This window comes from Pseudomonas sp. B16(2017), from assembly GCF_002113205.1.
GTDB lineage: Bacteria > Pseudomonadota > Gammaproteobacteria > Pseudomonadales > Pseudomonadaceae > Aquipseudomonas > Aquipseudomonas pharyngis.
In genome coordinates, this window is the sequence record NZ_NEKA01000021.1 from 42,144 (window position 1) to 67,939 (window position 25,796).

Below are 25,796 nucleotides of genomic sequence, written 5' to 3' on the forward strand. Positions count from 1 at the left end.
ACAGCCGCCCTCTCGAATGAGTGTAGGTGGCAATGACCGTGACACACGGTTCAATGATGCTATTTAGCCGCTACTGCATACGACTTACCGTTTCGCTGGCAGAACCCGGTTTTACTGGCGTCAATGCCCCGTCGGCCAAGGGCTGCACCGACGGATGCTGACGCTCGGTTTCGGCACTCAGAAAGTCGATGATCGACTGCGCCGAGGCCTCGTCCAGGCGCAGATTGGGCATCGGGATGCGCTCGTATTGCTCGAACAGTTGCAGCGCGATCGGGTCTTTCTCCGCCAGCACGCGATCCGGTTCGCGGATCCAGCGATTGAGCCAGGCCGGGTCACGCTGGCGGGTCACGCCGATCAGGTCCGGGCCGATGTTGCGCATGCCGATGCCTTCGCCATCCTGTGGGCCGAGGCTGTGGCACGAAGCGCAGCGGGTGCGGAACAGCTCTTCGCCATTGCTCGGCGGACGAATCTGCGGAGCGTCGGCGTAGCTTTCTTCGCTGCTGGCCTGTTTCCAGTTCTGCAAGGTGTTGGCGAGCTGGTCGGCGAGGATCCACGGGTTCTCGAACGGCGAGGCTTTCATCCAGCGCCCGGTGCTCTGGTTACCGACGATCAGGCTCAGGTTGTGATCCTTGGTCCGGCCGTTGTCGACGCCTTCGATGAACAGCCCGAGCTTCTTGCGCAGCTCGGTGACGTCTTCGAACTCGCCGGTGAGGAATTTCCAGCCAGGGCCGACCTTGAAGCGTTGCGCATAGGCCTTGAGCACCTCGGGGGTGTCGCTCAGCGGATCGATGGTGATCGAGTAGAAAAAGATGTCTTTCCCGACCCGGTCCCCCAGCAGTTTCTGCACCTGGCGCAAGCGCGCGGTTTCCAGCGGGCAGGAGTCGCTGCACGAGGTGAAGATGAAGTTGATCACCACCACCTTGTCTTTGATCAGATCATCGAAAAAGCGCACCTGCCGACCGTCCTGGTCGGTCAGCAGGGTGTTGGGGAAATAGTCGCCACCCCACGGGGTGGCGGATTCACTGGCGCCTTCGGGCTGTGCCTGATGGGCGATGAGCACCTGACTGCCGAGCAGGCAGGTGACCAGCACCAGCATCAAATGCATGCCCAGGGCGCGGGAGCGCGGCGTTGGCTGGGTCATGTCGGCTCCCTCCCTGCTCATGGTTTCACGGTCACTTGCGGGCCGAAGCCGTCGCCAGTGCGGAAGGTTGGCAGCGCGGCGGAGTTGACGTAGCGCACGCCATCCCAGCTCGGCAGCGGTGTCGGCATCAACTGCAGTTGCCCGGGTTTCTCGAGGTCCCAACGCAGCAGCATCGAGTTGTCCTCATGCTGGGTGTTGTGACAGTGCTCCATGTAGGTCCCGGCGAACTCGCGGAAGTTGATCGCCATCTCGACGCTGTCCAGCCCGTCGGCTTCGGAGCCGATCCGATAGACGTCCTTGCGCGCCCATTTTTCCCACTCAGGCGGGGCCTTGCCGCCACGGCTGAGGATGATCCCCTCCTCGAAGTGCACGTGTACCGGATGGCTCCAGCCCGTGCCGCCGGCCTTGATGTTCCACACTTCCAGGGTGCCGATGCCACTGACTCCGGCGTCGGTCGGGCCGCTGGCCAGCTTGGTCGACGCATTCAACCGGCGCGGGTCCATATGGAAGCCGAAACCGCCATCGGTCTTGATCGTCCACGGCGCTTCATCGGTGCCGTCGGAGCGGCCGAAGATGAAGGTCCGGTGCAGGGCCTTGGCCAGCAGCGCCTTGTCGGCAGCGTTGTCGCGGTGAATCTTCAGCGGAATCATCACCATGCCTTCGGCCTTGCCCGGTTTGGCCGGTTCGTAGGCCGCCGGGTTCATCGACAGATCCTGGCCGGTATAAGCCTTGACGTTGAGTTGCAGGACCTTGCCCACTACCGGGTCGCCCCGGTCCCATTGCGGGCCTTTGCTGGTCTGCTTGATGACCGCCAGGTATTTCTCCGAAAGCACATCGGCCAGCGGGATCACTTCTTTCGGGCCCTTGCCGTCGTCCTGGGCTTGCAGGTTGACGAAGAACAGCTTGTCGCCCGGTTTGATGCCGTTTTTCGCGAAGTTGACGATGATGTCGAACCGCTCGGCGATGCCCTGGGTCGGCAGAATCGCGTTGTGGTTCTGTTTGTCGCCATCGGCATCGAGGTCCATCGAGCCGTCGAACGGCACGCTGTGTTCCATGATGTTGCCGTCGTTGGCAATCATGTGGAACGGCACGCGGCTGTACGACACGCCGGAGTTTCTCGGTCCCTGGAACTCACCACTGGTGCCTTTGACTTCACGCACCAGCGCAAGCTTGAAGTAGCGTGACACCGAACCGTTGAGAATGCGGAAGCGATAACTGCGGGCCCGCACGTCGAGGGTCGGTTTCCATTGCCAGTTGACCAGCACCTGATCGCCGATGAAGCCATCGGTGTTGAACGGGTTGAACCACAACTGGCCCTGCTGATCCCAGGCCTTGTCGGCGAACACCAGGTTGACGTCGTAGTCGCGGTTGCCCCACGGCAAGGCGCTGCCGCTGGGGAAACGCAGGTTGACGCCGTCGTTCACCGATTCGTTGCCACGGTCCAGGGCGCTGTAGTAGTTCATCATCGCCGCGTTGCCCTTGTAGACGTTCTGCGCGGTGAAATCGAGCATGTGGTCGTGGAACCAGTGAGTGCTCATGGTTTCGCGCCAGTCGCCACGAATCTTGATGGTGCCGTGGTCGCAGGTCTTTTTCGCAGGCTGCAGGTCGTTGACCCACAGGGTTTCCCCCGGTGCGCACGGGAATGCGGCGCGTGGATCTTCAGCCTTGGTGTTGATGCTGTCGTAACCGGCGAGCTGGATCGGCCAGCGATAGTCGTAAAACTGGCCGGGGAAGAAGAACGCGTTGGCATAACCGTCGCTTTCCGCTGGCGCGTGGCCGTTGTGCTCGTGGGTGGTGATGGTGTGCAGGCCGAAACCGCGGTTGGCCGATGGGTCGATCGGCAAACCGTTGTAGTGCCGCATCAGCACCGGTTGGCCGTAGCGCACCATCAACAGTTTCGGCGGCAGCGTGCCGTCGAAAGTCCACACCGAGTTATGGTCCTGCACCGGCATCGCCGGGTGGAACCGTGGGTCGACACCCTTGGCTGTGCCATCCGTCGCCGGCACGCCTGCGACGTTGTGGTACAGACCGCCGGGGCCGAACTCGCCCACCGCATAACCGTGCATCTGCCGACTGTCACGCAGGCCGCCGTTCAGACGCGCACCGGTCTGCACGGTCTTGTAGGCGACTTGCGGGTAGAACTCGTTCCAGCGCTGATGAGCCCAGCCTTTTCCCGGTGGCCGGCCTTCGGCGGAGGAACCGATGTGACGATTGAGGAACAGTTCGATCTGCGCCTGCCACGGGTTGCGGTCAACCACGTTGGCGAACTGACTCGGAAATGGCGTGAGCCCCGGTTGACGCAAAAACGCATCCAGCGCCGTGCCGGGAGGCGCGCTGCGGGCGATGTTGTTCGGGTCTTGCGCCGGCGCCGGGCCAATGGCGGCCGGTGGAAAACTCAACGGCGCGGCCGGTGTGGTCGGGTCGAGTTTTTCCGGGCCGAACTCTTCGAACAGCACCAGTTGCTGAGTGAACGGCTGGGCACCGTACAGCGGGCTCGGCTTGCCGTTGGTGGGGTAATTGAAACTGGTCTGGACGGTGGGCGGCAGGATGTTTTCCGTGCGCGTCGTGTCCCGCGTGCCTTTGACCCCGTCGGGCAGATCGAAGGAGTCTTCGTTAGCCTCGGGCATCGTCAGGATGGCGTTGAGGGCGCCGGCGCGGTCTGCGGGCTCGTCGTAATAGGCCGACGGGTCGGACGCTTCCGGCTGATTCTCGTCGTCGATCGGGCTCGCTCGAACCCCGGTCATCTGGCCGAGGGCCAACATCAGGAAGACGCTCAGTGGCGTCAACAGGAAGAGTTTTTTGGGGTCACGCATTGCTCTGTCCATCATCAGCCGCCTCATCTAAGGAAGGGGTGATGGTGTTTTGCAATTACCTCGCCAAAAAATCATTTCCAGTTGTAACAGGGACTTGGACGCGCTGTTGCATTCCCCACTCCCCGGTGACCGGGGCCTGACACCCACTGCTGGGGGAAAGTTCACCCCAATTTACTGAATGAGCTGAAACGCCAGACGAACGGTGGTGCCCTCGCCTTCGCGGCTGTCCAGGCTCACCCCGCCGCCGAAGCGCTCCATGATCCGTTTGACCAGCACCAGCCCCACGCCGAGGCCGCCCTGTTTGGTGGTGAAGAACGGCCGGAACGCCATGCTGCGCTGCTCCTCGTTCATGCCTTTGCCGGTGTCGCTGAGCATGACGCTCACGCCACGGCTGTCGCTCGGTTCGAGGGTGATGGTCAGCGTGCCGCCCTTGTCCATCGCCTCCAGCGCATTGGCCAGCAGGCTGTTGAGGATTTGCGTGAGTTGTACCGGCTGGCTCAGCACCATCGGCGTCTGCTGAGGTTGAAACACCACCTGCACGCCGGCCCTGGCGATCTGCTGCTCGAACGCCGTCAGGCTGTCGTGCAGCGCCGCCACCAGGTTCACCGGTTCCGGGTCGTCATTGAGCGGTCGCAACGATTGCAGCAGTTCGCGCACCCACTTCGACATGCGGTCGACCTGGCCGATGATGTCGTTGATGTTCTTCTGTGCCGGCCCCGCGTCGAACTCCAGCGCCAGCTCGGCGCTGGAGCGAATGGTCGCCAGCGGATTGCGCAGACTGTGGGCCACCGCCGAAGACATCTCGCCCAGCGCGACAAAGGTTTCGTTGGCGATCAGTTGTTTTTGCTGGGCCGCCAGCAGAATCGCCGCCCGCCGCACGATCCAGTACAGCCCCAGGTAAATCAGCCCGCCGCCCAGCGCGGTGGCCAGCCAGATCAGCGTCAGCCCACGCTCCATGCGGGCGATCAGATCCTTGGGCTCTTTATAGATTTCAACCATCGCCGTGACATTCCTGCCCTCGGCGTCGAACAGCGGGATGTAGTTTTCGATAAAGATGTATTCCGGCGGCACCACGAACTTTTGTTCTTCACGGGCCTTGTCGACGTCGTGATAGCTGGCCGAGACCGGGATCTTTTCATCGAAGGCCCGGTCGAGGTCTTCGTCGGCATGAATCCGGGTGTTGATCAGCGCCGGGTTGGTCGACCAGATCACGGTACGGTCCGGCGCATAAATGTTGGCGAGGATCACATCCGGCAAATGCTCGATGTGATCAAGAAACTCACCTCTGGCGCTGGCTCGGGCCTGCGGGTCGACATCGGGAAAATCGTTGTCCTGACGAGGGTCGAGCAACTCCCCCATGGTGCGGATATTGGGAATCGAGACGTGGCGCACTTCCGCCGACGCAATCGCCTGAATGAACTGCGCGGTCAGCAAGGCATCGCGCTGCACGCTTTCTTCGATCACGAACCGTGTCGACACCGCCCCGAGCGCCACCGCCACGGTGCCGATCACCGCCATGCTGATCAATGAAAACCAGCGCAACAGGTTGAACGGCTGCTTGCGCGAGTTCAGCCGCTGGCTGCCCTCCTCGACCGGTAGCGATTGTGACTGCATGTTCATGGCGGCGACTTCCCGAAACGTCCCTATAGGGTTATAGCCCACGGTTGGGTGTTTGCCCGGATGCGGGGGGTGAACGGCCCCACACTCAGCCGATTTCCCGGTCAGGGAAAAACCGCCAGGCGTTCATGCCCCCACAATCCCCAATCCTGGGGACAGTCGCCCTATCCGGGCATGCGTCCTTTTCCCCCACGACGAGCCTCGAACCCTTGCGCCACGGGCCTTTGCCGCCGGTTGGCCAATCGTTGGTATGGAAGTTGTAAAGCCCTCAGCAACTGACCCAACCCCACGGGGCAGGTACTTCGATAGAGGGATTAACTCATGCACCCTTTACTGTCCAAAACCGCGACCGTCCTGGTCGTGAGCGCCTTGGCCCAGGGCATTGCCCAGGCCGCTCTGTTCGCCGTCGATCCGGGTCCCTACACACCGGCCAATGGCGGTTTCGCCAGCTGGTATCAGGACAGCCACGGTCGCACCCTGGATCTGTGCCTGTCCAAAGCACTCAGCTCCCGCGTACCGAGCACACCCGGCGCCCCGTCGTACATGTGCTCGCTGCTGCCGACCCCCGGCGTGTTCGATGACGCGCAGCCGATCGTGTTCCCCACCAACTTCCCCGATGAAGCGTTCTGGTTCACCGGCGAAACCACCGTCGTCGATGCAGCACGCGGCATCGACCTGACTTACGTCAGCGCCGTCGAAGCCGCGTTCGGCGGCGGCGACCCCGCAGAGGGCGACCAGATCAGCTTCGCCCGAATCCGCATCCGGGTCGACGTGCCCACCGCCGGCACCTACGTCATCACCCACCCGTACGGCGTCGATGTGTTCACTGTCGACACCCCCGGCCGGCGCGCGATCAACATGACCCGCGACATCGGCATCGGCACCCCGCAAACCTACGACGGCGCCCTCAAGGGTGACATCGGCCCGTTCCTGCGCAGCGTCAACGGGCCGTACACCGAGACCAATCCGCTGACCGGCGCGGCCGAACAGTTTGTCGGCGACCCGAACCTCAACGAAGCCGTGACCGGCAGCCCGTTCAACACCAACTACGTGCGCATCGAAGGCCCGGGCGGTATTGACCTGCGCAGCACGACCTTCGCCGTGTCCGGCAAGTTGTCGACAGTGGTGCGGCCAACGCCTCTGATCACCGAGCGCAGCACCTACTCGCGCAAGCCCGGCGAAAGCGCACCAGTGGCCCAACAAGACGTGTTCGTCAAAGCCCCGCCAGCACCGGGCACCGCGGCCATCACCAGCAGCACGCCCGTGGTGAACATGAAAGAAGCCGACAGCACCGGCAGCTGGTACGCGCAATCGGCGGTCAACCCGACCTTGCCGGCCGTGTTGCAAGTGACCGCCGACAACCACTTGGCGATCGCCACCAGTTCGCCGACCACCCTGCCCATGACCCTGACCGACCTGGTGGTGATCCAGCGCGCCGAGTACAGCCTTACTTCCGGGCAATTGACCGTGGTGGCCTCGACCAGTGACGAAACCTCGCCACCGGTGCTCACCGCCACCTCCGGCACCGGCGCCACCATCGGTGCGCTGGGCGGTGATGGCGCGGTGAAAACCCTGGCCACCGGGATCACGCCGATTCCACCGGCCAAGGTTCGGGTGACGTCGTCCAACGGCGGCAGCGATACCGAAGAAGTGGTCATCGTGCAATGAACGCTCACATGCCCAGATCCGCATCAGGAGGCATCATGAACAAGTGGCCACGCTTCGCGCTCAACGCGCTCGGGCTGACAATCTCGCTGACCGGCAGTGCGTTCGCGCAACTGGCCGCCGTCGATCCCGGCCCCTACACCTTCGCCACCGGGAAATTCCCGATGTGGTACCAGGACAACAATCAGCTGTCGATGGAGCTTTGCCAGTCGCGCGCCGCCAGTTCGCGGGTGCCGGCCAGCACCCCGCCGGCCTACATGTGCACCTTGCTGCCGGAACCTGGCGTGTTCGATGACAGCCTGCCGATGGTGTTCCCCGACAACTGGCCACCGGAAGCTTTCTGGTTCCTGGCTGAAACCGCGATCCCCAACAACGGTGCCGGTTTCGGTGTGGACGCCTACGTCGCAGGCATCGAAGCGGCGTTCGCCTCGGAAAATCCGGTCGATGGCGATCAGCAAAGCTTCGCGCGGATCCGCATCCGGGTGAACGTCCCGGTGGCCGGCACCTACACCATCACCCACCCGTACGGCGTTGAAACCGTCAACGTCACCACACCGGGCCGGCGGGCGATCAACATCACCAGAGACATCGGCATCGGCGCGCCGGGCGACTTCAGCGGTGCGCTCAACGGCGCTCTCGGCCCGTTCCTGCGCAGCATCAACGGGCCGTATACCGAAGTGAACCCGGACACCGGCGGCGTCGAAACCTTCGTCGGCGACCCGAATCTCACCGAAGCGGTGACCGGCAGCCCGTTCAACACCAACTTCCTGCGGATCGATGGTCCGTCGGGTGCCGGCTCGATTCAGACCAACCTGTTCACCGTTGCCGGCAAGGTCCTCGACAATCGTCAGCAAACCCAAGTCGCCATCGACCGCGCCACCTATCGCCGGACCTCGGCCGGTGTGCGCGCCGAGGTGTTCGCCAAGGCTGACAGCAGCTCGACCCTGTGCTTCCGCGAAACCGTGGCGTTGCTGCCCGGCCCACCACCGACGCCTTGCCAGACCAGTCTGCTGGGCGACAACAACGGACTGTTCTTCGGCCAGCGTCTGGGTACCGGCACCCTGCCGTCGGTGGTGGTCGTGACCGCCACCAACCCGGCCGGTACGACCCGTCCGACTGCCGTCTCGGCCAAACTCACCGACGTGGTGAAAATCCAGACCGCCCGCTACAGCTGGGCCAGCCACAGCCTGCTGATCGAAGCCACTTCGACCGATGAAGTCGCGGTGCCGGACATGGTCGCGCAAGGTTACGGACGCCTGTCGAAAACCGGCACGCTGCAAAAAATCACCGTGGCCGACCTGACCCAGCCTCCGGCCACCGTCACGGTCAAATCCGCCGCCGGCGGCAGCGACACCGAGCCAGTCGTGGTGGTCGGTGCAGCACCGGACACCGGTGAGAACCAGGCGCCGCTGGCCAACGCCGACACCGGCAGCACCAGCTTCGGCGTGCCGATCACCCTCAGCCTGTTGACCAACGACAGCGACCCGGACAACAACGTGCCGCTGACCATCACCGCGCTGACTCAACCGGCCGCAGGCCAAGGCACCGTCGCGCTGAGCGGCACCACCTCGGTGGTCTACACCCCGCCAGCCGTGGTGACGACACCGTTGACCACGACCTTCACCTACAAGGCGCAAGACAGCAAAGGCCTGGCCTCGGCCAACCCGGCGACCGTGACGGTGACCGTCGCGCCGAACCGGCCACCGACCGCCGTCGCCGACAGCGTCGCCACGCTGGGTGTCGCGATCCCGATCAACGTCCTGGCCAACGACACCGATCCGGAAGGCAACACACCGCTGGGCGTCGCCAGCCTGACCCAACCGCCGGCAGGACGCGGCACGGTCAGCACTGACGGCACGGTGATCACCTACACCCCACCGGCCACCGTGACCACGGCCTTCACCACGACCTTCACCTACATCGCCCGGGACAGCTTCAACGCCCAGTCGACGCCGGCGACCGTCACGGTGCAAGTGTCGCCACGGCCAGCAGCGGAAACCTTCACGATCACCACTTCGACCGTGCAGGCCCGTTCCGGCGGCCGCTTCAACTGGGACTTCGCCGGCACCTCGTCGGTGACCACCGGCAACACCATCACCGTGCAGGTCACCACCCCGACCGGGCTGGTAACGCTGGGCACCACCACGGTACCGGTGACCGGACGCTGGCGGCTGACGCTGAACAACACGCTGGTCGTGCCATCAGCCAACCCGACCGCCACCATCCGCTCGTCCCAGGGCACCGTTCGCACCGTCTCGGTGAACACGCTCTGAGCCCACGCCCCACCCAACCCACACCGCTTGGCGCGGGGTGGGTGGGGCTGACTCAGCCACGATTTCGGATTCGGGCAGCACACAACACAGGACAACGCCATGAACACGCCGACCGCCGCCCTGCTTTGCCTGCTCGCCCTGTGCGTCAGTGCGGGCGTGCGCGCCGACGACCTGATGGAAAACGATGACCTGGCGCCCAACAGCGCCGATCTCGGCGAACTGCCACCCCCCGTGGGCCAGCAAGCCCTGATCGACCAGAACGGCCAGGTCAACTTGGCGCTGCTCTCACAGAACGGTCAGTCGCTGCTGGGCAGGATCGTGCAGTCGGGCAGCAATCAGGAGGCGTACATCCTGCAACAAGGCAGCGACCTGATGGCCCTGATTACGCAAAACGGTTCCGGCAACGCCGCGTCCATCACGCAAACCGGCAGCCACAACCGTGCGCAGATTTCGCAAAACGGCAACAACAACGACGCCAGCATCGAGCAGGCCGGCACGGGGCTGCAAAGCGCCGTGACCCAGTCGGGCAACGGCATGAGCGTTTCGGTCAAGCAATATCGCTAAGCACTGCAATCATCGGAGAGTTCATCATGTTCAAACTGACGCCCCTCACCGCCGCCATCCTGGTCATGATCAGTGCCCAGGCCATGGCCGACGACAGCCTTTCCACCCAGAGCCAGTTCGGTACGGCCAACATCGCTGATGTGAAGCAGACCCAGGCCCCGTTCAGCACCGCGACCCAGACCCAACTGGGCCAGGGCAACAACGCCGCCGCCGTGCAGGACACCGCCACCAGCGTCATCACCCAGGACGCGGTCGGAGACTACAACGCCGGTTACGCCGAACAGCTTTTCGAAGACAACAGCACCATCACCCAACAACAGACCGGTGCCTTCAACACCGCCCACGCCAGCCAGTCCCTGGGTTTCGGCGCCGGCAACCAGGCGCTGCAACAACAGCAAGGCACCGGCAACTTCTCGTTCGTCTATCAGGACTCGCAGAACGGCAGCGAAGGCAAGACCTTCCAGTTCGGCGACAGCAACGAAGCCAACATCGAGCAACTGTACGAAGGCACCGGCAACAGCTCGGTGATCACCCAGTACGGCACCGCCAACTACGGCACCGCCGAACAAGTGCTGCACAACGGCGGCCAGATCGGCATCAACCAGGCCGGCGAAAGCAACTACGCCTATGGCGACCAGCGCAACGGCACCGGCGGCAACATCACCATCAACCAGTTCGGCAACCTCAACGGCACCGAAATCTGGCAAGACTCGCAACTGGCAAGCCAAGCCACCGTCAACCAGTACGGCGACAGCAACGAAACCGTGGTCGACCAAAGCTTCGGCGAAAACAACACCGCCGCCGTCACTCAGGTCGGTAACACCAACGCGATCTATGCCGACCAGTTCGAATCGGTCAACTCGACGCTGGCGCTGTATCAGGTCGGCAACGGCAACGTGCACTTCACCTACCAGAACGGCGACAGCCACACCCTCAACGCCACGTCGGTGGGCAACGACAACAAGGTCTACGCCAGCAACTGGAAAGGCCCGCAACTGGGCGGACAGTTCGGCAGCAGCCAGCGCGCCACCGTCACCCAGGCCGGTAACGGCAACATCGCCAGCTTCAAACAGGACGGCATCGGCCAGGTCATGACCACCCACCAGACCGGCACCGGCAACAAGACCACGGTCAGCCAGGCTGATTCCTACAACGAGCTGTACTTCGATCAGAACGGCAGCGACAACATCCTCATCGCCGACCAGCGCGGCACCACCAACCTGGTTCAGGGCTCATCGAACGGTTCGGGCAACAGCGCCGAATTCGATCAATCCGGCACCGGCAACCAGGCGTACACCGCGCAGCTGTATGGCAGCGACAACATGATCAGCGTGAAACAGGCTGACACCATGAACGTGGCGTACGTGACCCAGGGCGGCACCGGGAACATTGCCAATGTGGATCAGAGCGGGATGACGCAGACCGCGACCATTCAGCAGTTTGGGTCGGCTAACCAGGCGACGGTTTTGCAGCAGTAAGTGTTGGGTAAAAAAAAACCGCGGTCCCCGGGTGAGGGGATCGCGGCTTCTTTATGCCAGCAGGACGATTCAGCCTTCGCTGCTCTTTGTGATGCCGAACATCATGCCGGTGTACCGAGTGGTCGTCGCTGAGTAGTGGAGGTCGCCTACCTTACGCTCGACACTTTTCTCAGAGTCGATTTTCGCGACGGACTCATTAAAGATTTCCATCACGATTTTTTTGTTCTTCTCCAATGAAACGTCAGGATTGAGAGCCTCAGTGGCGGCGAGCAGAACAGCTAACGGTTGCAGCAAATTCTCCTGCCCCATGGAAACATTAATGATCACCATATCCACGTTGCCGTCACTCTTATCAATGGTCCCCATCATCGACAGGTTTTGATTGAAAACATGCGAGAACGTATCAGTGGCCCCACCACCCTGGACGTCGAAATCCGCAGTCTTGAACTCCTCCTTGTATTGACCGATTGCGTCGTTGAACGCGTTATGGAACTCGTTGACTGTCAAACCCATGGAGTTCATTGAACGTGCGGTGTTGTTCTCGGCGCTAATGGCACTGGTCGTAGCTTCGACAGCAGCCACTGGCTCAAGATCTTCAGATTTCGGGTTGAGGTAATCAACCAGGGCAGAAGCAAGAAACATAAAACCCAACCCGCCCATGAATAAAGTCCATCGAGTCGGGACCTTGCCGGTCTTCTTGCTCTTGAAGACCGTCGGCGCAATCAAGCCAACCACCGCCACCACCAAAGACAGCAATCCAAACAACGACACCAACCCTATCAGTGCAACCACTAGCTCATTCCTTTTGTTTAGATATACGACTTGAAACTGATGGCATTCTAACCTCACAGCTTTGGAGAAACACACGGCTGCGTCCTACGGAAAACGGAACGTTTTCAGAAATTCGAGGAGTTTTCTGACGAATTCTGGCGGTTGGCCGTCGGAAGTGCAGGCTCTAGGATTTGCCGGGACAACTTGATCCCCATGGAGCTTGGCCTACATGCAATTCATCCAGACAGCGATACCGTTACCGAATAGACTTCCCGGCACCACACCCGGAGGTTCCATGATCGACCCGTCTTTGATCGACCCACTGTGCCCGGTTGTTTCGGATCTTGGTCCTGAGGAGCAGGCTGCGAGTTATGACCGTTGGTTGATCGCCAAAATACAAGCTTCCATGAATGACCCACGTCCGAGCATTCCTAATGATCAGGTGATGGCCGAAATGCATGCCCTGATGGAAGCAAAGCGTAAAAAATACGATGCAGGTTGAGTGGCAGCCCGAAGCTCGGGCTGAACTCCTGCACATTCTTGACTACATCAGTGACCGTAATTTCAAAGCGGCTAACAAGCTCTCAAACGCTATCGAAGCCGCCACGGTTACCCTTACCAAACATCCACACCTCTATCGAGTGGGGCGAACTCCCGGCACTCGCGAGATGGTCGTGCATCCCAACTACTTGCTCATTTACCAAGCGGTGGGCCGGATACATATTCTGGGCGTTGTGCACGCACGTCAGGAATATCCGTGATGTGGCGCTCGGTCACAGAATGAATAACCCCACTGAAGCAAAAAATGCGCTCCCTTTTGGGGGCGTTTTTTTCGCTGGTGCTTGAGTCGTTGATCGTTCCCACGTCGAACCGACTCGGGAAATGCCTCAAGGGACGCACCGCGTTCCAGCTCGCGAATTTGACGCGGAGCGTCCGGGCTGCATTCCCACGCAGAGCGTGGGAATGATCAAACCATGAATGTGGCGTATGTGGCCCGGGGCGGGATGACGCAAACTGCGAATATTCATCAGTGCGGGTCGGCTAACCAGGCGACGGTGTTACAGCAGAAAGTCTGAGGCATAAAAAACCGCGATCCTCTGGTGAGAGGACGCGCGGTCTTTATACCCCTGTGTAACGTCGGTCAATCTGGCATAGAACGAATAATGTCGGCCAGATCATCCTTGGTTATTCCATTGGCCTTAATAGCAGCGGCAATGTCATTTTTTGAAAGCGGGAAACGCTTGAAAATTTCTTTCAAGGTGTCCGCATCAACGTTGGCCAACCAGAGAGGATCGATAAATGAACCGCCATATTCAGGCTTCATGGGTACTTCTTCGTGGGCAATGGCGCCTTTATGGTTGAGATACACCACATAACGATCATGCCCTTCAGGAAAGCTTTTATCGTGATATAGCGTAGTCCCCAGAGGCAGGACATAGTAATTCTCGTCGCCATTTGGACCTTCGATCAGCAACGGTTCTTTAGTTTTGATCATTTTCATATCGTGCCCCTTCGCAATATCGTCAAAAATCAGAAACGCCAAAAAAATTGCATTTACGGATAAAACAGCCACCAGCCACAGGCCCAATCGCCTATTTGTAAACATTTTTCTTATCATAGGGGGCCTCTGTATTCGCTTCGAGCATGGCTTGTAAATCCGCTGGCATGAAAATCCCATCCTTCGGACTACTCTGCGTACGTGCGGCTTGTCTTTCGATAAAAGAAAGACCTCGCATCTCGTTATATTTCGCCGGGTTCTGCACAATTGACTTACCCGAAACCTTTGCCCCTGCGATTGTCACAGTTGTGCAGTTATTTGTCGTCGGATGATAGTTGGATGGCAAGACATACCTTGCTGATGACGCAGTCTTTTTTCTCTGCTCTTTTTGCAGAGCAACAATAGCGTCGAAATGAGCGATCACAGCCTCAGCCTTTGTATTATCCAAAAAATAAACAAAGCCTGTTGTTGTACGCCCCAGACTGTTCTCACCAGAGATATACGCTCTGAAGGAAGTCCAAACGTTCAGCACACCTTCACCCTCGCTATCGAATGTGCCCCACGTCTTTCCATAGCGACCAAAGTCATAGGTAATGTCTTTACTACCGACTACGACATGTAAAGCTGCGTGTCCGAAAGGATGTTCTTCTTTATCGCGAGTATAGGGACCACCCACCAGTATTTCCATATAGGCTCCGGACACGACTACCTGGTTGGTCTTCGTAGTTTTCCCTGATGTGCCTGCATTTTTTGCCGTCTGGGTTGTGCTGGTAGTTTTAGTAGGCTGAACCATTAAAGATGTTCCGTATCTTCAAGTTTCGGAAATTTTATGCTGCAACTCCCTCTGGGAATATTTTCCACACGCATGAAACCATTATCGTCAAGGGTGCCTGTCATTAAGGTTCCATCGGGAAGTGTCAGTTCATACGCCTCGTTGGCGATAGGCTCATCTCTTTCGTTAAGCAGATGAAACTCGACAAAAGTCTTTTCTTTCAGAAACTGCGACAGAAAGCTGGTGGGAGCACCGCCACCAGACTCACCAACGAAGGTATCCGGTGAGCCAGCCGTGATCGTCGCTCCACATGCTGTTTGCGAGCCAACATGTGCAACATCCTTCCCCAATCCGAAAACATGGGGCGCGCCTGTCGTTATGGGGTTACTGCCGTGAACAGGGCAAGCATAGGTATCACCTACCAAGGCCACTGGCATTGAGTTAACAAAAATGGGGCTTGATCCAGTGATGATATTTCCGCCGTGACTACCTGGATCTCCGAGCCTTGCGACTGGCTTTCCTGCCATCAATTCTCTCCTTTGAATATCACGATCTACGGATCTTACCTGAACTTTTATGCATCCTGAACGAACGATATTTGAATTGAATTCTTGCTCGCTGCCTCAAGATTTTCGTATTTGCGTTCCATTTCCTCCATCAATAACCGAATCTCGGCCATTGCCTGCTCATGAGAAATGTTTGGACGCGGGTCGTCGATTGACGCTTGGACTTCGGCACGGAACCACCGGTCGTAGCTGGCGGCCTGCTCTTCGCTTTCGAAGTCTGAAACGATTGTGGATATTAGGGGATCCATGGTGGCTCCGGATTGAAAGTGAAGAACGCGACCTTGTTCTTGGATCGCGTTCTTTTTTGTTTCTGATGGCTCTCAAGCTATTGGGGACTATCTAATGGTTTCTCCGGACAGATCAGAGAGTCGGCCCAGTCCAGCACTGCTTGATGGTCAATCACCCGATCAGCATCCACATCGTCCATCGCCTCCAAGGTAAGTCGACTATGTTCTGATTCGAAGGGACTTGGTTTCTGTACCGAGCTATTCATCGTTCAGCTCGACGTGATCCAAGGCCTGATTTACGGCCAATTCACCCAGCATGAGGATCTGCGCGATGCCCAGGGCGGTCTTGCGATGGGCCGGGTCGAGGGTGGCGGCGAAGTTGTTGAGCATTTCGCTGGCCGAGCCCAGGGATTCACTGGCGTTGGCGAGCAGGGATTCGGTGTTGTAGGCCGGGTTGGCGAGGTACATCGGGGCGGGTTCGTTGACGCTGCCCATGATGTGGGCGCCGGGGCAGAGGTAATGATCGAGGGCGCGTTCGGCGGCTTCGTGGAGTTTTCTGGAGTGGGCGGAGGTGTATGGGGAGGTTGGGTCGGTTTCGGGGTTGGCTTGGGTTTCGGGTGGGTTGGGTGTTGGTTTCTTCATGATTTTTACCCTGTATGACGGTTATAGCTGGCCCTATTCGGTTTCCAAGCGAATAGGTGGCAGCTGTACGCAGGCTGGAAACCCGGGACAGAGCAACCCGGCAGACACGAGGTCTCCTACGCACAGCCGCCATAACAAAGCGCACACCATGAGGGTGCGCAGGATACGTTATGAATGGCGCTTGTGCGCTCTGTTGTTACGCGGGTTTCCATGCCCGATCACTGAATTGGCAGCGACCGAAACAGGCTAGAGCCCGCGCTTCCGACGGACAACCTGAAAACCTTGTGGGAAGGATCGCTGAAACAGACACAACTTTTAAACATTCGAGAATGGGACGCGGAGCGTCCCCGGCTGCATTCCCACGCGGAGCGTGGGAACGATCAAACACGATGAGCGTTAGCTCGAGTACCGCTCTTGACGTGCCGGCCCCTTCGGAAGGCTGAGTGGAGGGATTCATCCGGGGGTGGGAGCGCAGCGACCGTGCGGCGAAGCCGCATGCATCGAGAGGAGGTGCAGCGAAGCAAACCGGAGGCGATGCCCCCGGATGAATCCCGGAGCGAAGGAACCCCGAGCCCCAGCGAGGGGCCGAACGCCGGGGCCCAGACCTTTGCTTCCTTTGGGGCGTTTGCCAAAGGGAGTCGCCGTAAGGGCGAAACCATAAGAAGCCGTTACCGCAGCAACGGATATGTACCCAAAACAACCAAAGAACCTGGTCGGCCCAAAGGCCGCCACGTTCACTCGGCATCCGGGTCAATCTTGTTCTGAGTCAAATACCGATTCAAAACATCATCCTGCGAAGGCGTAGAAGCATCCCCCGCCACCTGCCACAACCGCCGCTCAATCCCCTGCGCCACCATATGCCCCACCGCCGCCTCAATCGCCGACAACACACACAACTGCGCCGGCTCATTGGTCGTATACCCGACCTCAGCCTCAAGCAACTTCTTGAACTCGATAAACTTGAAAATCCCCGCACTGCGCGCCACCGAATAAATCGTCTTGCTGGTCATCACATTCGCCAACACCTGCCCGCTGCGAACATCCACCGCGCGCAAGTTGACGGTGACCTGATCGACCCGATACTCACGGGACAGATCGATCCCCAGATACCGCGCCCCTTCCCCACCGCTGCGCACGTTGGTGTCATAAGCGATGATCCCGCCCTCAAGCATCATGTTCGCCGCCTGCAACGGTGGCAGCTCACCCTGAATGTTCACCGGCGTATTCGGCTTTTTCTGCGACGCGCGAATGATCTTGCGTTCAGTCAGCAGGTTCTGCAGCCCCTCGCGTTCGAGCACCACAAACCAGCCGCTGGCCTGCATCGCGTCCATCAACATCGACGCCGCGCCCTGGGTGACGCTGGTGGAAAAGGAACTCGCCGGCGTCGGTTTGTACTGCCCCGTCTGGTCACGGAAGCCGTACACCACCGCCATCAGCCGGCCCTTGGGTCGCGGCATTTTCAGCAAGTCGTAATAAGTGGAGGCCCTGGGGGTCAGGGTCGGGGTATCGGTGTCCTGCTCGGCCGGCATCGGCTCGCGCAGACTGCACCCTTGTAATGCTGCCAACATCAGCCCTAGCGCAATTATTTTTTTCATGTCCATCGCTCCCCGGAACCGTCATCCCGTCATGGGTTGAGGCCGTTCACCTGAATTTCGGAAACTTCGCCGCTCGCCCGGTCGGTCACTTCAATCGTCAGTGCCCCCGAGTCATCAACGACGTTGACGATAAAAGCGTCGGTGGACAGGCTCCCCGTGTTGCCGGTGGAGATGTTGTCCAGCAGTTGCCCCAGCAACCGTGACTGCAATTGACTGGTGAAGCGCTCGAGTGCCGAGGTGCCGGCCACCGTCGAGCGTTTCTTGAGATCCGGATCGTCGTGGTCGTTTTGCGCCTGGGCGTTGTTGAGCAGCCAGGTGCCGTTGAGCGGGTTGCCGCCGAACGACGGGTTGACCGGCGTGTAGACCAGTTCGGTGGCCTGGACGGCAGCGGCGCTGGCAAGCCCGATCAACAACCCCGAGATCCAGAATCCGCTGCGCCGTGAGAACGTTGTCGTGTTCATAGTTCGTCCTTCTCAAGGTCGGTGGTGTCCTGCAACAGGGCTTCCAGCTTGCGCCGGACGACCTCCAGTCGAACCGAGTCGGCGGCCGCGTAGGCCTCGTCCTTCAGTTCCACGGTGTTCGGCGGCAGGAAGCGCCGATACACCAGGCGTTGTTGATATTCGACGGTCACAAGGCTCCCCCAGCGTGCGTCGGGGCGCTCGCGCACCACCAGGTTGAAATCCATGCGGCTGGTGTCGCGCAGGCGCTCGCTGAACGAGTAGTAAAAGTCGTGGCCGATGTGCGAGATCGTGTCGTCGACGATGAAGCCCATCATTTCGTCTTCTTCGCTGGCGCTGGCGAAAGACGCCACGGCCGCGAGGATCAACGCGCACCACACGTGACGGCTCATGGCTGCAACGCCTGTGGCAGGGCCGACTGGCCTTTGGCAGGGCCGTTTGTGCCATCAAGGAAGGCTTTCTCGGCCACAAACTGCCAGTCCGAATAACGCTGCATGCCTTCGAAATCCGACCACTGCGACGGGAAGTCCGCCTGCTTCAACGGCACCTCGGTGGAGGCACTGTTGATGCCGGTGATGCGTCCGTCGAAACCCCGTTGCAGTGCCCATTCGCCACCGCCGATCGGGTCCGGATAGAGCTGACGCAGGTGGTGGCGGGCTTCCGGAAAACGTTCGTCCTGCAGCAGGTCGACCAGCTCTTTCGGGTACTGCGCCAGGCCCGGCGAACTGCGGTAGTAGCTGCGCAGCGCCTGGGCGTACTGGGTGCCAACCCACAGCAGTTGCTTCTCGCGATCGCGGCGCGACACGGTCGACCACAACTCGCCGGCACTGGCCAGGCCCATGCCCATGATCACGATCAGGAACAGCACGCCCAGGTAGGTGAACCCACCCTGCTCCACGTGCTTACCACTCGGAATACTGGCTGCCATCACGCGCCCTCCCGGTAGCTCCGCTCTTGATGTCGGCGACGCCGCCCGCCACACCGTCCGGCGGTGCGATCAGCACCCATTGGTCATTGCGTTCGGTGATCGGGTCCAGCGGCGCGTTGCGCAGGTAACGCATCTCCACCAGTTGCTCGATGGAATCGGGATAGCGCCCGGTGTCGCCGTAGTAGTGATCCAGCGCCTCGCGCATGGCCGACAGGCTCTGGTGCAACGTGGTCTCTTTCGAGGCCTCGAGGCTGTTGAAGTAGCGCGGCAAGGCGATGGTCATCAGGGTCGCGATGATCGCCATCACCACCATCAGCTCGAGCAAGGTAAAACCCTTTTCCCGGCGCATGAGAATCACCACTCGCGGTAAGCGATGCCGTTGAGGCCATGGCCCCGGGCGAGGGAGTAGACGTCGAACACGTCTTCGCCATCGCGCGGGTTCTGGGCCGAACTGTTGTAGGCCCGCAGGCCCCAACCGCCGTTGTCGTCACGTTTGGCCGGCACCAGCGGATCCCGCGGTATCCGGCGCAGAAAGTAGAACTTCGCCCCCTTGGCACTGCGCACGTCGCGCACGCCTTCGACCAGCACTTTCAGGTTCGGCGGATAGCCGCTGCTGTTGAGGGATTTCTCGATGTAGCCGGCATCGAAGGCACGCTTGTAGGCGTCGATGCCATCGCGAATCTGATACAGCGCGGTGCGCAGTTCCTGCTCCTTGCCACGCCGTACCAGGGTCTCGGTCAGCGGTGCGGCCATGCCGGCCAGCAGCCCGATCAGGGCCAGCGTCACCACGACTTCGATCAAGGTAAAACCGCGTTGGGAGGCGTTCATGATCAAGGCTTCTCGACGGTTACACGGGTGGTGGCCACGGCCGCTTCACCGACTGCACGAGGCTGCGCGGCAGGCGCTGGCATCGAATAGCTTTGCGAGCGATCCGGCGCCTGGATGTGCATGCTGGTTTCGGTGCCGGTGGGGAATTCCATGTCCGACGGGCTCTGGTACGGCAGGTTGCGCACGATCCGTGGGGTGATCGAGAGCACCAGTTCCGATTTGCCGATGGTGTCCTTGTTGCTGCCGAACAACCGGCCCAGACCCGGAATGTCGCCGAGGCCCGGAATCTTGTTGCCGGTGGCGCCGTGGTCGTTGCGCATCAGGCCGGCGAGGATCTGGGTTTCGCCGTCATGCAGACGCAGCGAGGTCTGGGCGTTGCGGGTATCGACCTGCACCGGAATCGTCCCCTGGCGGGTCGGCTCCAGCGGCGTGGCGTTACTCACTTCCAGAGCAATCTTGATCGCCACTTCGTTGTTCAGGTGCACGGTCGGTTGCACTTCGAGCTTCAGACCGACGTCGAGGTAAGTGACGCTTTCGGTGATCACCGGGCCCTGGGTCGACGGCACCGACGTGGCGCTGATGATCGGCACGCGCTGACCGATGTGAATGCGCGCCTGTTCGCGGTTGCTGACGCGGATCACCGGGCTGGCCAGGGTGTTGATGTCGTTGTCCTGGGCATTGATCTTGGCTTGCGGCGAAGGCGCGATCGAGATGCGGCTGGAGTTGATGCCTTTGAGCTGATCAAGAATGCTCACCGCCGAACCGTCGCTGTTGACCACGCCGAAGGTGTTCGGCCATTGCAGGCCGAGGTCGAGAATGCGCTGGGTGGCGACTTCCATCACTTCCACTTCCAGCACCACTTCGGGGTTGGACTGGTCTTGCGATTGCAGGAGTTTCTCGGCCATGCGCACGGCGTCTTCGGTGTCGCGCATGGTCAGGGTGTTCAGGCGTTCGTCGACGAACACGTCGCGAGTCTTGAGCATGGTTTTGATCATGTTCAGCGCGGTGTTGGCGTCGATGCTGGTCAGGTAGAAGGTGCGCATCACCAGCTCTTGATAGTCCTTCAACTTCTGCGGCGAGTCCGGAAAGATCAGCAAGGTGTTTTCGTTCACCACTTTCTGGTGCAGCTGGTTCTGTTGCAGCAGCAGTTGCACGGCGTCTTCGATGCGCACGTCACGCACGAAGATCGTGGCTTTCATGTCGGGGCGCAGGTCCTTGTCGAAGATGAAATTCAGGCCGGCGACCTGCGACAGCACTTCGAAAATGGTCTTGAGGTTGGCGTCGCGAAATTCCAGGGTCACCGGGCGGTCGAGCCGGGTGCGCAATTGCGGGTACTGGATCACGTTGCGGCTCTGCACCAGCCGGATGTTGCCTTGCAGTTCCAGCGCGCCGTCGTTTTTCGGGTCGAGTTCGAGGATCTGTTTGACCTGACGGTCGGCGCCGTAGATGTCTCCCCGGCGCAGGTCGCCACGGGCCAGCTCAAGTTTCTCGTCCATGCTGCGCAGGTAGTCGAGCTGGCGCAGGGCATCCTGGGCGCGGCGGTTGTTCGGCTCGATGGTCAGCACCCGGCTGTAGGCGGTGCGGGCCGAGGCGAAATCGCGGCGGGCGCGGTCGGTGTCACCGGAGGTCAGCAGCGCAGTGATGGCCTTGGCCCGGCCGCTGTTGAGCAGCAGGTGCAGCTCGGTGTCGCGCGGATTTTCCCGCAAGCCTTCCTCGATCCGGGCCAGGCCCGCCTCGTACTGGCCCTGCTCGATCAGGTCGGCGGCTTCCTTGTTGGCGACCTGCGCGGAACTGCACGCGGCCAGCCCGGCACACAGGCCAAGGCTCATCAGCAAACGGGATCTGTTCATTGCGTACTCCCCACAGACAAGGTCTGCGACAAATGCAAAGGCAGGTAGACCAGGCTTAGTTCCACATCGGAAATCGCCGCAATCTTCCAGGTGTCGTCGATCACATCCCCGCTGCGCACGACGTAGATTTTCTCGCCGTCCTGCAAGAACACCTGCAGGTCGCTGCGGTCATGCAGCCTGCCGACGAACTGAAACGGCACCGGTGGCAGGCTCGGGGCTTGCACCACCGGGGTCGGGTTGATCGCTTGTTCGGTGACCGTCGCCAGGGTCGGCGCGGCCTTCCAGGATTTGCTCGCAAACAGGTCGCCGGCCGGGCTCAGGTCCTTGATCGGCGCCGCATTCGCCTTGGCGCTGCTGGCGGGCAAGGCGCCACGGGCGGTGGATTTTGCCGGGCTGGCCACGGCGACTTCGGTCGAATCCGCTTCGTCGCTCGGCAAGAAATATTCCGGCAACCAGGCCAGTGCCGCTGCCACGCCGAAGAACGCCACCCAGCCGCTTATGCGTTTGCTGTCCATCACGACCTCGACAGGTAGAGGGTCATACGGATCCGGCCGCTGAGGTCGGTGTCGGCAATCTTCTTGCGTTGAAACTCGACGTCTTCCACCACCACCGCCGGCAACTGGCCGAGCAAGGCGTGCAGGAAGCGGCGCAGTTGCGGGTAGCTGCCACGCACCGGCAACAGGATCTGGTAGCGCGCCAGATGGGTCTTGGGATCGACGCCGAGGGCGTATTCGCCGCGCGCCAAAGTGATGTGTTCCTGCGCGGCCAGGGCGTAGATGCGGTCGATGGCGACGGTGGCCTGCGGCTGGGCCGGCAGCTTGTTACGGAAATCATCGAGCTGACGTTGCGGCACCACCGGCGGCGCGATGCTGCCGTCCTCGACCTTGGCAAGGTATTCGGTGGCTTCCCGGGTTTGCTGGCTGAGCTGTTGCAGCGACTGCCAGCCCGGCAGCAAACCGCCGAGTGCCCAGGCCAGCGTGACCAGCAGCAGCGCCAGACCGGCCAGGCCCGGAACGCAGAGGCCTTGCAGGTATTCGTGAACGATCAGTCTAGGGATTCGCATCGCCTATCTCCCAGGTCGCCGACAGGTTGAATTGCACCGGTTGCTCCGGCGATTTGACGACGATTTCGTGGCTCAGCAGCGACACGTCGGACAGCTCGTCACTGGCCTCCAGCCGTTTGTGGAAATCCAGCATCGCTTGCAGATCCCGCGCTTCGGCGCTGATCCGCACCTGGCCCTTGCGGGCATCCGGGGTCAGGGTCAACAAGGCGATGTCGTCGCGCGGCATGGCTTCGAGCATGGCGAACAGGCGTTCCCAGGGCCGGCGCAGTTGCTGCGAGACCTTGCGCATTTCAGCGAGGTTCTGCGCCTGCTCGCGGGTTTCCGCCGGGCTCAGTGTTGTCTTGCTGCCGCTGTCACCGGTGAGCTGGCGCTGGGTGTGTTGCAAGTGACCTTGCTGTTGTTCGGCCTGATCGCCGAGGTGCTGCTGGAGGCCGAAGCACACCAGCGCGAGCAACACACCACCGCCGAGCAGGCTCCAGCCCAACGGGCCGGAACGCGGACGTGGCTGGAAGTCGAGGTTCAAGGCGCGCATGTCAGGCCACCGCCCGGGACATGACGTACAAGGCGTCACGCACGGTCATCGAGTCGTCTTCGAGGGTGCGCAGGTGCACCCCCGCCACCTCCGGTTGCGCATCGAGGCGCGCCGGGGCATGCAGATAAACGTTGAAGGCGCGTTCGCTGGTGGAGGCTTGCAGTTGCCGTTCGCGCCCGATCAGCGCGCTGAGTGCCGCGTCACTGTCGCTGCCGCCCACCGAACGCACCGACGACCAGCGCCCTTCCCTTGCCAGCAGCAACACGCTGCGTTGCGGTTCGGCGACGATGAACAGGAAGTCACCGGCGTCGAGGCTTTTGTCGAAACGGTTGAACGCGGTCATCAGGTACGGCTGCACCGAGCGCAGGCGCAGACCGCGACCCGTGACCAGCGTGCGCAGGCGTTCCAGCAAATCCTGCGGCAAGGCACTGGCGATGCGGTCATGCCCGGCTGGCTCGGCGGACAGCACCAAACTCCACGGTTGGGTCGGGGCGCCGAACAGGTCTTCGAAGCACAGTTGGGCGAAGCCGCGCAGTTCGTCAGGGCTGCTGATCTGCTCGCTCCATGGCACCAGGCAGAAGCGGCTGAAGTGGCCTGAGATCACCACGCTCAGCTCGGCACCGGCGCGGGTGTGTTCGCCGAGCAGACGGTCGAGGGTGTCCAGCGCCACCGCGTAGCTCTGGAAGCCTTCGTCGATGTAACCGACGCTGCCCAGCCACAGGGTGTCGCTGCCCCGGCGCTGGCCGAGGCCGACACCGCTGGCGCCGAGCACGGCGATAAATTGATCACGCGATAAAAGTGACACGATTGATCTCCTCCAGCGTGGTCCGACCGTGCTCCACCAGCTCCAGCGCCGATTCGCGCAACAGGCGCAAACCACGGGCGCAGGCCAGGGCTTTGATCTGGGTGATGGGTTGGCGCTCGACGATCATCTGGCGCAGTTCGTCGTCCAGGTGCAGCAGCTCGGCAATCGCCGTGCGGCCGCGATAACCGCTGCCCCGGCAGTGGCCGCAGCCCTTGCCGTGGACGAAGTGGTAGTGATCGACTTTCTGTGGGTCGAGGCCCGAAGCGCGCAGCTCTTCATCGCTCGGGTTGACCGGCGTGCTGCAACTGCTGCACACCAGCCGGATCAGGCGCTGGGCGAGAATCGCGTTGAGCGCCGAGACCAGGCTGTAGGGGTCGATTTCCATTTGGGTAAAACGACCGATCACGTCGAACACGTTGTTGGCGTGAATGGTGGTGAACACCAGGTGACCGGTGAGCGCCGATTGCACGGCGATCTGTGCGGTGTCCGGGTCGCGGATCTCGCCGACCATGATCTTGTCCGGGTCGTGACGCAGGATCGAGCGCAGGCCACGGGCGAAGGTCAGGCCCTTTTTCTCGTTGACCGGGATCTGCAGCACGCCGGGCAGCTGATATTCCACCGGGTCTTCGATGGTGATGATCTTGTCCACGCCGTGGTTGATCTCGGTGATCATCGCGTACAGCGTGGTGGTCTTGCCGCTGCCGGTGGGGCCGGTCACCAGCACCATGCCGTAGGGTTCGGCGGCGAGGCGACGCAGTTGGCGCAGGGTTTCGTCTTCAAAGCCCAGCGCTTGCAGTTGCACGCCGCAGACCTTGTCGGCCAGGTCCTGTTTGTCCAGCACCCGCAGCACCGCGTCTTCGCCGAAGATGCTTGGCATGATCGAAACGCGGAAGTCGATCTGCCGGCCGCTGATGCCGATCTTGAAGCGACCGTCCTGGGGCACGCGTTTTTCGCCGATGTCCAGTTCGGCCATGACCTTGACCCGCGAGATCACCTGTTCGGCGAACTCGCTGCCCTGGATCTTGCCGATGTTGTTCAGCACGCCGTCGATCCGGTACTTGATCACCAGGCCCTGGCCGGTGGTGCCGAGGTGGATGTCGCTGGCGTGCATTTTCAGCGCGTCGTACAGGGTCGAGTTGACCAGTTTCACCACCACGCTCGAGTCTTCGCTGATGCTGGTCAGCGACAGGCTTTGCAGGGTGTCGGTCTCGCTGCCGGCGTCAGCCTGAGCATTGAGCGATTCGACGGCGTGGAAGCTTTCTTCGTGGCGGGCCAGATAGGCCTTGAGGTCATCGGCGTGCACCAGATACAGCGGCGCGCCGTGCAGGCATTCGTCGATCCAGGCCAGGCGCGCGGTGTCGAAGGGGTCGGCGAACACGCCGATGACTTCGTCGTTATGGCGCAGCAGGATGAATTCACGTTTGAGGCATTGCGCGAGAGTGACCCGGTCGAACACCGGGGTCGCCAGAAACAGCGTGTCGGTGTCGAGCACCGGGTAATGCAGGGTGGCGCCGAGGCTGGCAATGAACGGCATCGGCGCCAGCTCACAGAGCACGGCCAGTGCATCGAGCACCCGTTCCCCGGAAGTGCTGGCCCGTGCCCGGGCCTGGGCCAGTTGCTCACTGGAAAAGCGTGGCGGGGTCTGGGCCTCCAGCGGAGGATTGACCGACAGCGGTTCGACGACAACGGACAGACGATCCATGGCTTGCT

Annotated in this window: 27 protein-coding genes and 1 pseudogene; 6 read left to right on the forward strand and 22 right to left on the reverse strand. The window is 61.1% G+C overall.

Annotated elements, in window-relative coordinates; translation table 11 throughout:
* Positions 1-70: 70 nt before the first annotated feature.
* The 3 genes from CAG25_RS26270 to CAG25_RS26280 form a co-directional block, all read right to left on the reverse strand.
* Entirely contained in the window at positions 71-1,141 is a 1,071-nt protein-coding gene (locus CAG25_RS26270) for an SCO family protein (RefSeq protein ID WP_371857751.1), read from the reverse strand.
* 17 nt (positions 1,142-1,158) lie between these two features.
* Positions 1,159-3,966: a multicopper oxidase domain-containing protein gene (locus CAG25_RS26275; protein ID WP_085613476.1), complete on the reverse strand. Its 2,808-nt coding sequence runs from the start codon at positions 3,964-3,966 to the stop codon at positions 1,159-1,161.
* A gap of 159 nt (positions 3,967-4,125) precedes the next feature.
* Positions 4,126-5,574 (reverse strand): sensor histidine kinase, encoded by a 1,449-nt coding sequence (locus CAG25_RS26280; protein WP_085613444.1) that lies wholly within the window; start codon positions 5,572-5,574, stop codon positions 4,126-4,128.
* Positions 5,575-5,892: 318 nt separating this feature from the next.
* Here CAG25_RS26280 and CAG25_RS26285 point away from each other — a divergent pair, with 318 nt between their 5' ends.
* The 4 genes from CAG25_RS26285 to CAG25_RS26300 all read left to right on the forward strand — a co-directional run bounded on the left by CAG25_RS26285 (position 5,893) and on the right by CAG25_RS26300 (position 11,551).
* The gene (locus CAG25_RS26285) at positions 5,893-7,239 is read left to right on the forward strand and encodes a hypothetical protein (protein ID WP_085613443.1); all 1,347 of its coding nucleotides are present in this window, start codon (positions 5,893-5,895) and stop codon (positions 7,237-7,239) included.
* Between the two features lie 35 nt (positions 7,240-7,274).
* Positions 7,275-9,509: an Ig-like domain-containing protein gene (locus CAG25_RS26290; protein WP_085613442.1), complete on the forward strand. Its 2,235-nt coding sequence runs from the start codon at positions 7,275-7,277 to the stop codon at positions 9,507-9,509.
* A gap of 99 nt (positions 9,510-9,608) precedes the next feature.
* Positions 9,609-10,073: a curlin gene (locus CAG25_RS26295; protein WP_064595177.1), complete on the forward strand. Its 465-nt coding sequence runs from the start codon at positions 9,609-9,611 to the stop codon at positions 10,071-10,073.
* 26 nt (positions 10,074-10,099) lie between these two features.
* Complete coding sequence (locus CAG25_RS26300) at positions 10,100-11,551, forward strand: curlin (RefSeq protein ID WP_085613441.1); 1,452 nt, start codon at positions 10,100-10,102, stop codon at positions 11,549-11,551.
* Positions 11,552-11,620: 69 nt separating this feature from the next.
* Here CAG25_RS26300 and CAG25_RS26305 read toward each other — a convergent pair whose 3' ends face one another.
* A complete protein-coding gene (locus tag CAG25_RS26305) occupies positions 11,621-12,343 on the reverse strand; it encodes a hypothetical protein (RefSeq protein WP_085613440.1) in 723 nt (240 codons plus the stop codon).
* A 274-nt stretch (positions 12,344-12,617) separates the two neighbouring features.
* Between CAG25_RS26305 and CAG25_RS26310 the strand changes: the two genes are divergently transcribed.
* Entirely contained in the window at positions 12,618-12,824 is a 207-nt protein-coding gene (locus CAG25_RS26310) for an antitoxin (RefSeq protein WP_085613439.1), read from the forward strand.
* Positions 12,814-13,083, forward strand: a complete 270-nt coding sequence (locus CAG25_RS26315) for a type II toxin-antitoxin system RelE/ParE family toxin (protein WP_085613438.1) — start codon at positions 12,814-12,816, stop codon at positions 13,081-13,083. Before CAG25_RS26310 ends, CAG25_RS26315 begins: the two co-directional genes overlap by 11 nt.
* Positions 13,084-13,463: 380 nt before the next feature.
* On the opposite strand, the gene CAG25_RS26320 is transcribed toward CAG25_RS26315, so the two are convergent.
* The 18 genes and pseudogenes from CAG25_RS26320 to CAG25_RS26405 all read right to left on the reverse strand — a co-directional run bounded on the left by CAG25_RS26320 (position 13,464) and on the right by CAG25_RS26405 (position 25,788).
* Positions 13,464-13,823, reverse strand: a complete 360-nt coding sequence (locus tag CAG25_RS26320; protein WP_256575378.1) for a hypothetical protein — start codon at positions 13,821-13,823, stop codon at positions 13,464-13,466.
* A 91-nt stretch (positions 13,824-13,914) separates the two neighbouring features.
* Positions 13,915-14,613, reverse strand: coding sequence for a hypothetical protein (locus tag CAG25_RS28525; protein WP_143492993.1), 699 nt, complete (start codon positions 14,611-14,613; stop codon positions 13,915-13,917).
* Positions 14,613-15,119: a PAAR domain-containing protein gene (locus CAG25_RS26325; RefSeq protein ID WP_085613436.1), complete on the reverse strand. Its 507-nt coding sequence runs from the start codon at positions 15,117-15,119 to the stop codon at positions 14,613-14,615. The genes CAG25_RS28525 and CAG25_RS26325 overlap by 1 nt, the downstream gene beginning before the upstream one ends.
* 47 nt (positions 15,120-15,166) lie before the next feature.
* The gene (locus tag CAG25_RS26330; protein WP_085613435.1) at positions 15,167-15,406 is read right to left on the reverse strand and encodes an antitoxin; all 240 of its coding nucleotides are present in this window, start codon (positions 15,404-15,406) and stop codon (positions 15,167-15,169) included.
* A gap of 77 nt (positions 15,407-15,483) precedes the next feature.
* Positions 15,484-15,618, reverse strand: a pseudogene (locus tag CAG25_RS28965) (CopG family transcriptional regulator); the annotation flags it as partial.
* A 25-nt stretch (positions 15,619-15,643) separates the two neighbouring features.
* A complete protein-coding gene (locus tag CAG25_RS26340) occupies positions 15,644-16,027 on the reverse strand; it encodes a DUF6124 family protein (protein ID WP_085613434.1) in 384 nt (127 codons plus the stop codon).
* A 734-nt stretch (positions 16,028-16,761) separates the two neighbouring features.
* Positions 16,762-17,622 carry a CsgG/HfaB family protein gene (locus CAG25_RS26350; protein ID WP_064378912.1) on the reverse strand — a complete coding sequence of 287 codons (861 nt, stop codon included), beginning with the start codon at positions 17,620-17,622 and terminating at the stop codon, positions 16,762-16,764.
* Between the two features lie 29 nt (positions 17,623-17,651).
* Complete coding sequence (locus tag CAG25_RS26355) at positions 17,652-18,083, reverse strand: curli assembly protein CsgF (RefSeq protein ID WP_007956141.1); 432 nt, start codon at positions 18,081-18,083, stop codon at positions 17,652-17,654.
* Positions 18,080-18,472, reverse strand: a complete 393-nt coding sequence (gene csgE, locus CAG25_RS26360) for a curli production assembly/transport protein CsgE (RefSeq protein ID WP_064378911.1) — start codon at positions 18,470-18,472, stop codon at positions 18,080-18,082. Before csgE ends, CAG25_RS26355 begins: the two co-directional genes overlap by 4 nt.
* A complete protein-coding gene (locus CAG25_RS26365; protein ID WP_007956138.1) occupies positions 18,469-19,008 on the reverse strand; it encodes a type II secretion system protein in 540 nt (179 codons plus the stop codon). Before CAG25_RS26365 ends, csgE begins: the two co-directional genes overlap by 4 nt.
* Positions 18,983-19,357 (reverse strand): type II secretion system protein, encoded by a 375-nt coding sequence (locus CAG25_RS26370; protein ID WP_011333435.1) that lies wholly within the window; start codon positions 19,355-19,357, stop codon positions 18,983-18,985. Before CAG25_RS26370 ends, CAG25_RS26365 begins: the two co-directional genes overlap by 26 nt.
* A gap of 5 nt (positions 19,358-19,362) precedes the next feature.
* Complete coding sequence (locus CAG25_RS26375; RefSeq protein ID WP_039769040.1) at positions 19,363-19,836, reverse strand: type II secretion system protein; 474 nt, start codon at positions 19,834-19,836, stop codon at positions 19,363-19,365.
* Positions 19,837-19,838: 2 nt separating this feature from the next.
* Positions 19,839-21,686 (reverse strand): secretin N-terminal domain-containing protein, encoded by a 1,848-nt coding sequence (locus CAG25_RS26380; RefSeq protein WP_085613432.1) that lies wholly within the window; start codon positions 21,684-21,686, stop codon positions 19,839-19,841.
* A complete protein-coding gene (locus CAG25_RS26385) occupies positions 21,683-22,201 on the reverse strand; it encodes a hypothetical protein (protein ID WP_085613431.1) in 519 nt (172 codons plus the stop codon). The genes CAG25_RS26380 and CAG25_RS26385 overlap by 4 nt, the downstream gene beginning before the upstream one ends.
* Entirely contained in the window at positions 22,201-22,749 is a 549-nt protein-coding gene (locus CAG25_RS26390; protein ID WP_085613430.1) for a GspMb/PilO family protein, read from the reverse strand. Before CAG25_RS26390 ends, CAG25_RS26385 begins: the two co-directional genes overlap by 1 nt.
* Positions 22,736-23,281 (reverse strand): PilN domain-containing protein, encoded by a 546-nt coding sequence (locus tag CAG25_RS26395; RefSeq protein WP_085613429.1) that lies wholly within the window; start codon positions 23,279-23,281, stop codon positions 22,736-22,738. The genes CAG25_RS26390 and CAG25_RS26395 overlap by 14 nt, the downstream gene beginning before the upstream one ends.
* Position 23,282: 1 nt before the next feature.
* Positions 23,283-24,086: a hypothetical protein gene (locus tag CAG25_RS26400; RefSeq protein ID WP_085613428.1), complete on the reverse strand. Its 804-nt coding sequence runs from the start codon at positions 24,084-24,086 to the stop codon at positions 23,283-23,285.
* A complete protein-coding gene (locus CAG25_RS26405; protein ID WP_085613427.1) occupies positions 24,067-25,788 on the reverse strand; it encodes a GspE/PulE family protein in 1,722 nt (573 codons plus the stop codon). Before CAG25_RS26405 ends, CAG25_RS26400 begins: the two co-directional genes overlap by 20 nt.
* Positions 25,789-25,796 lie beyond the last annotated feature (8 nt).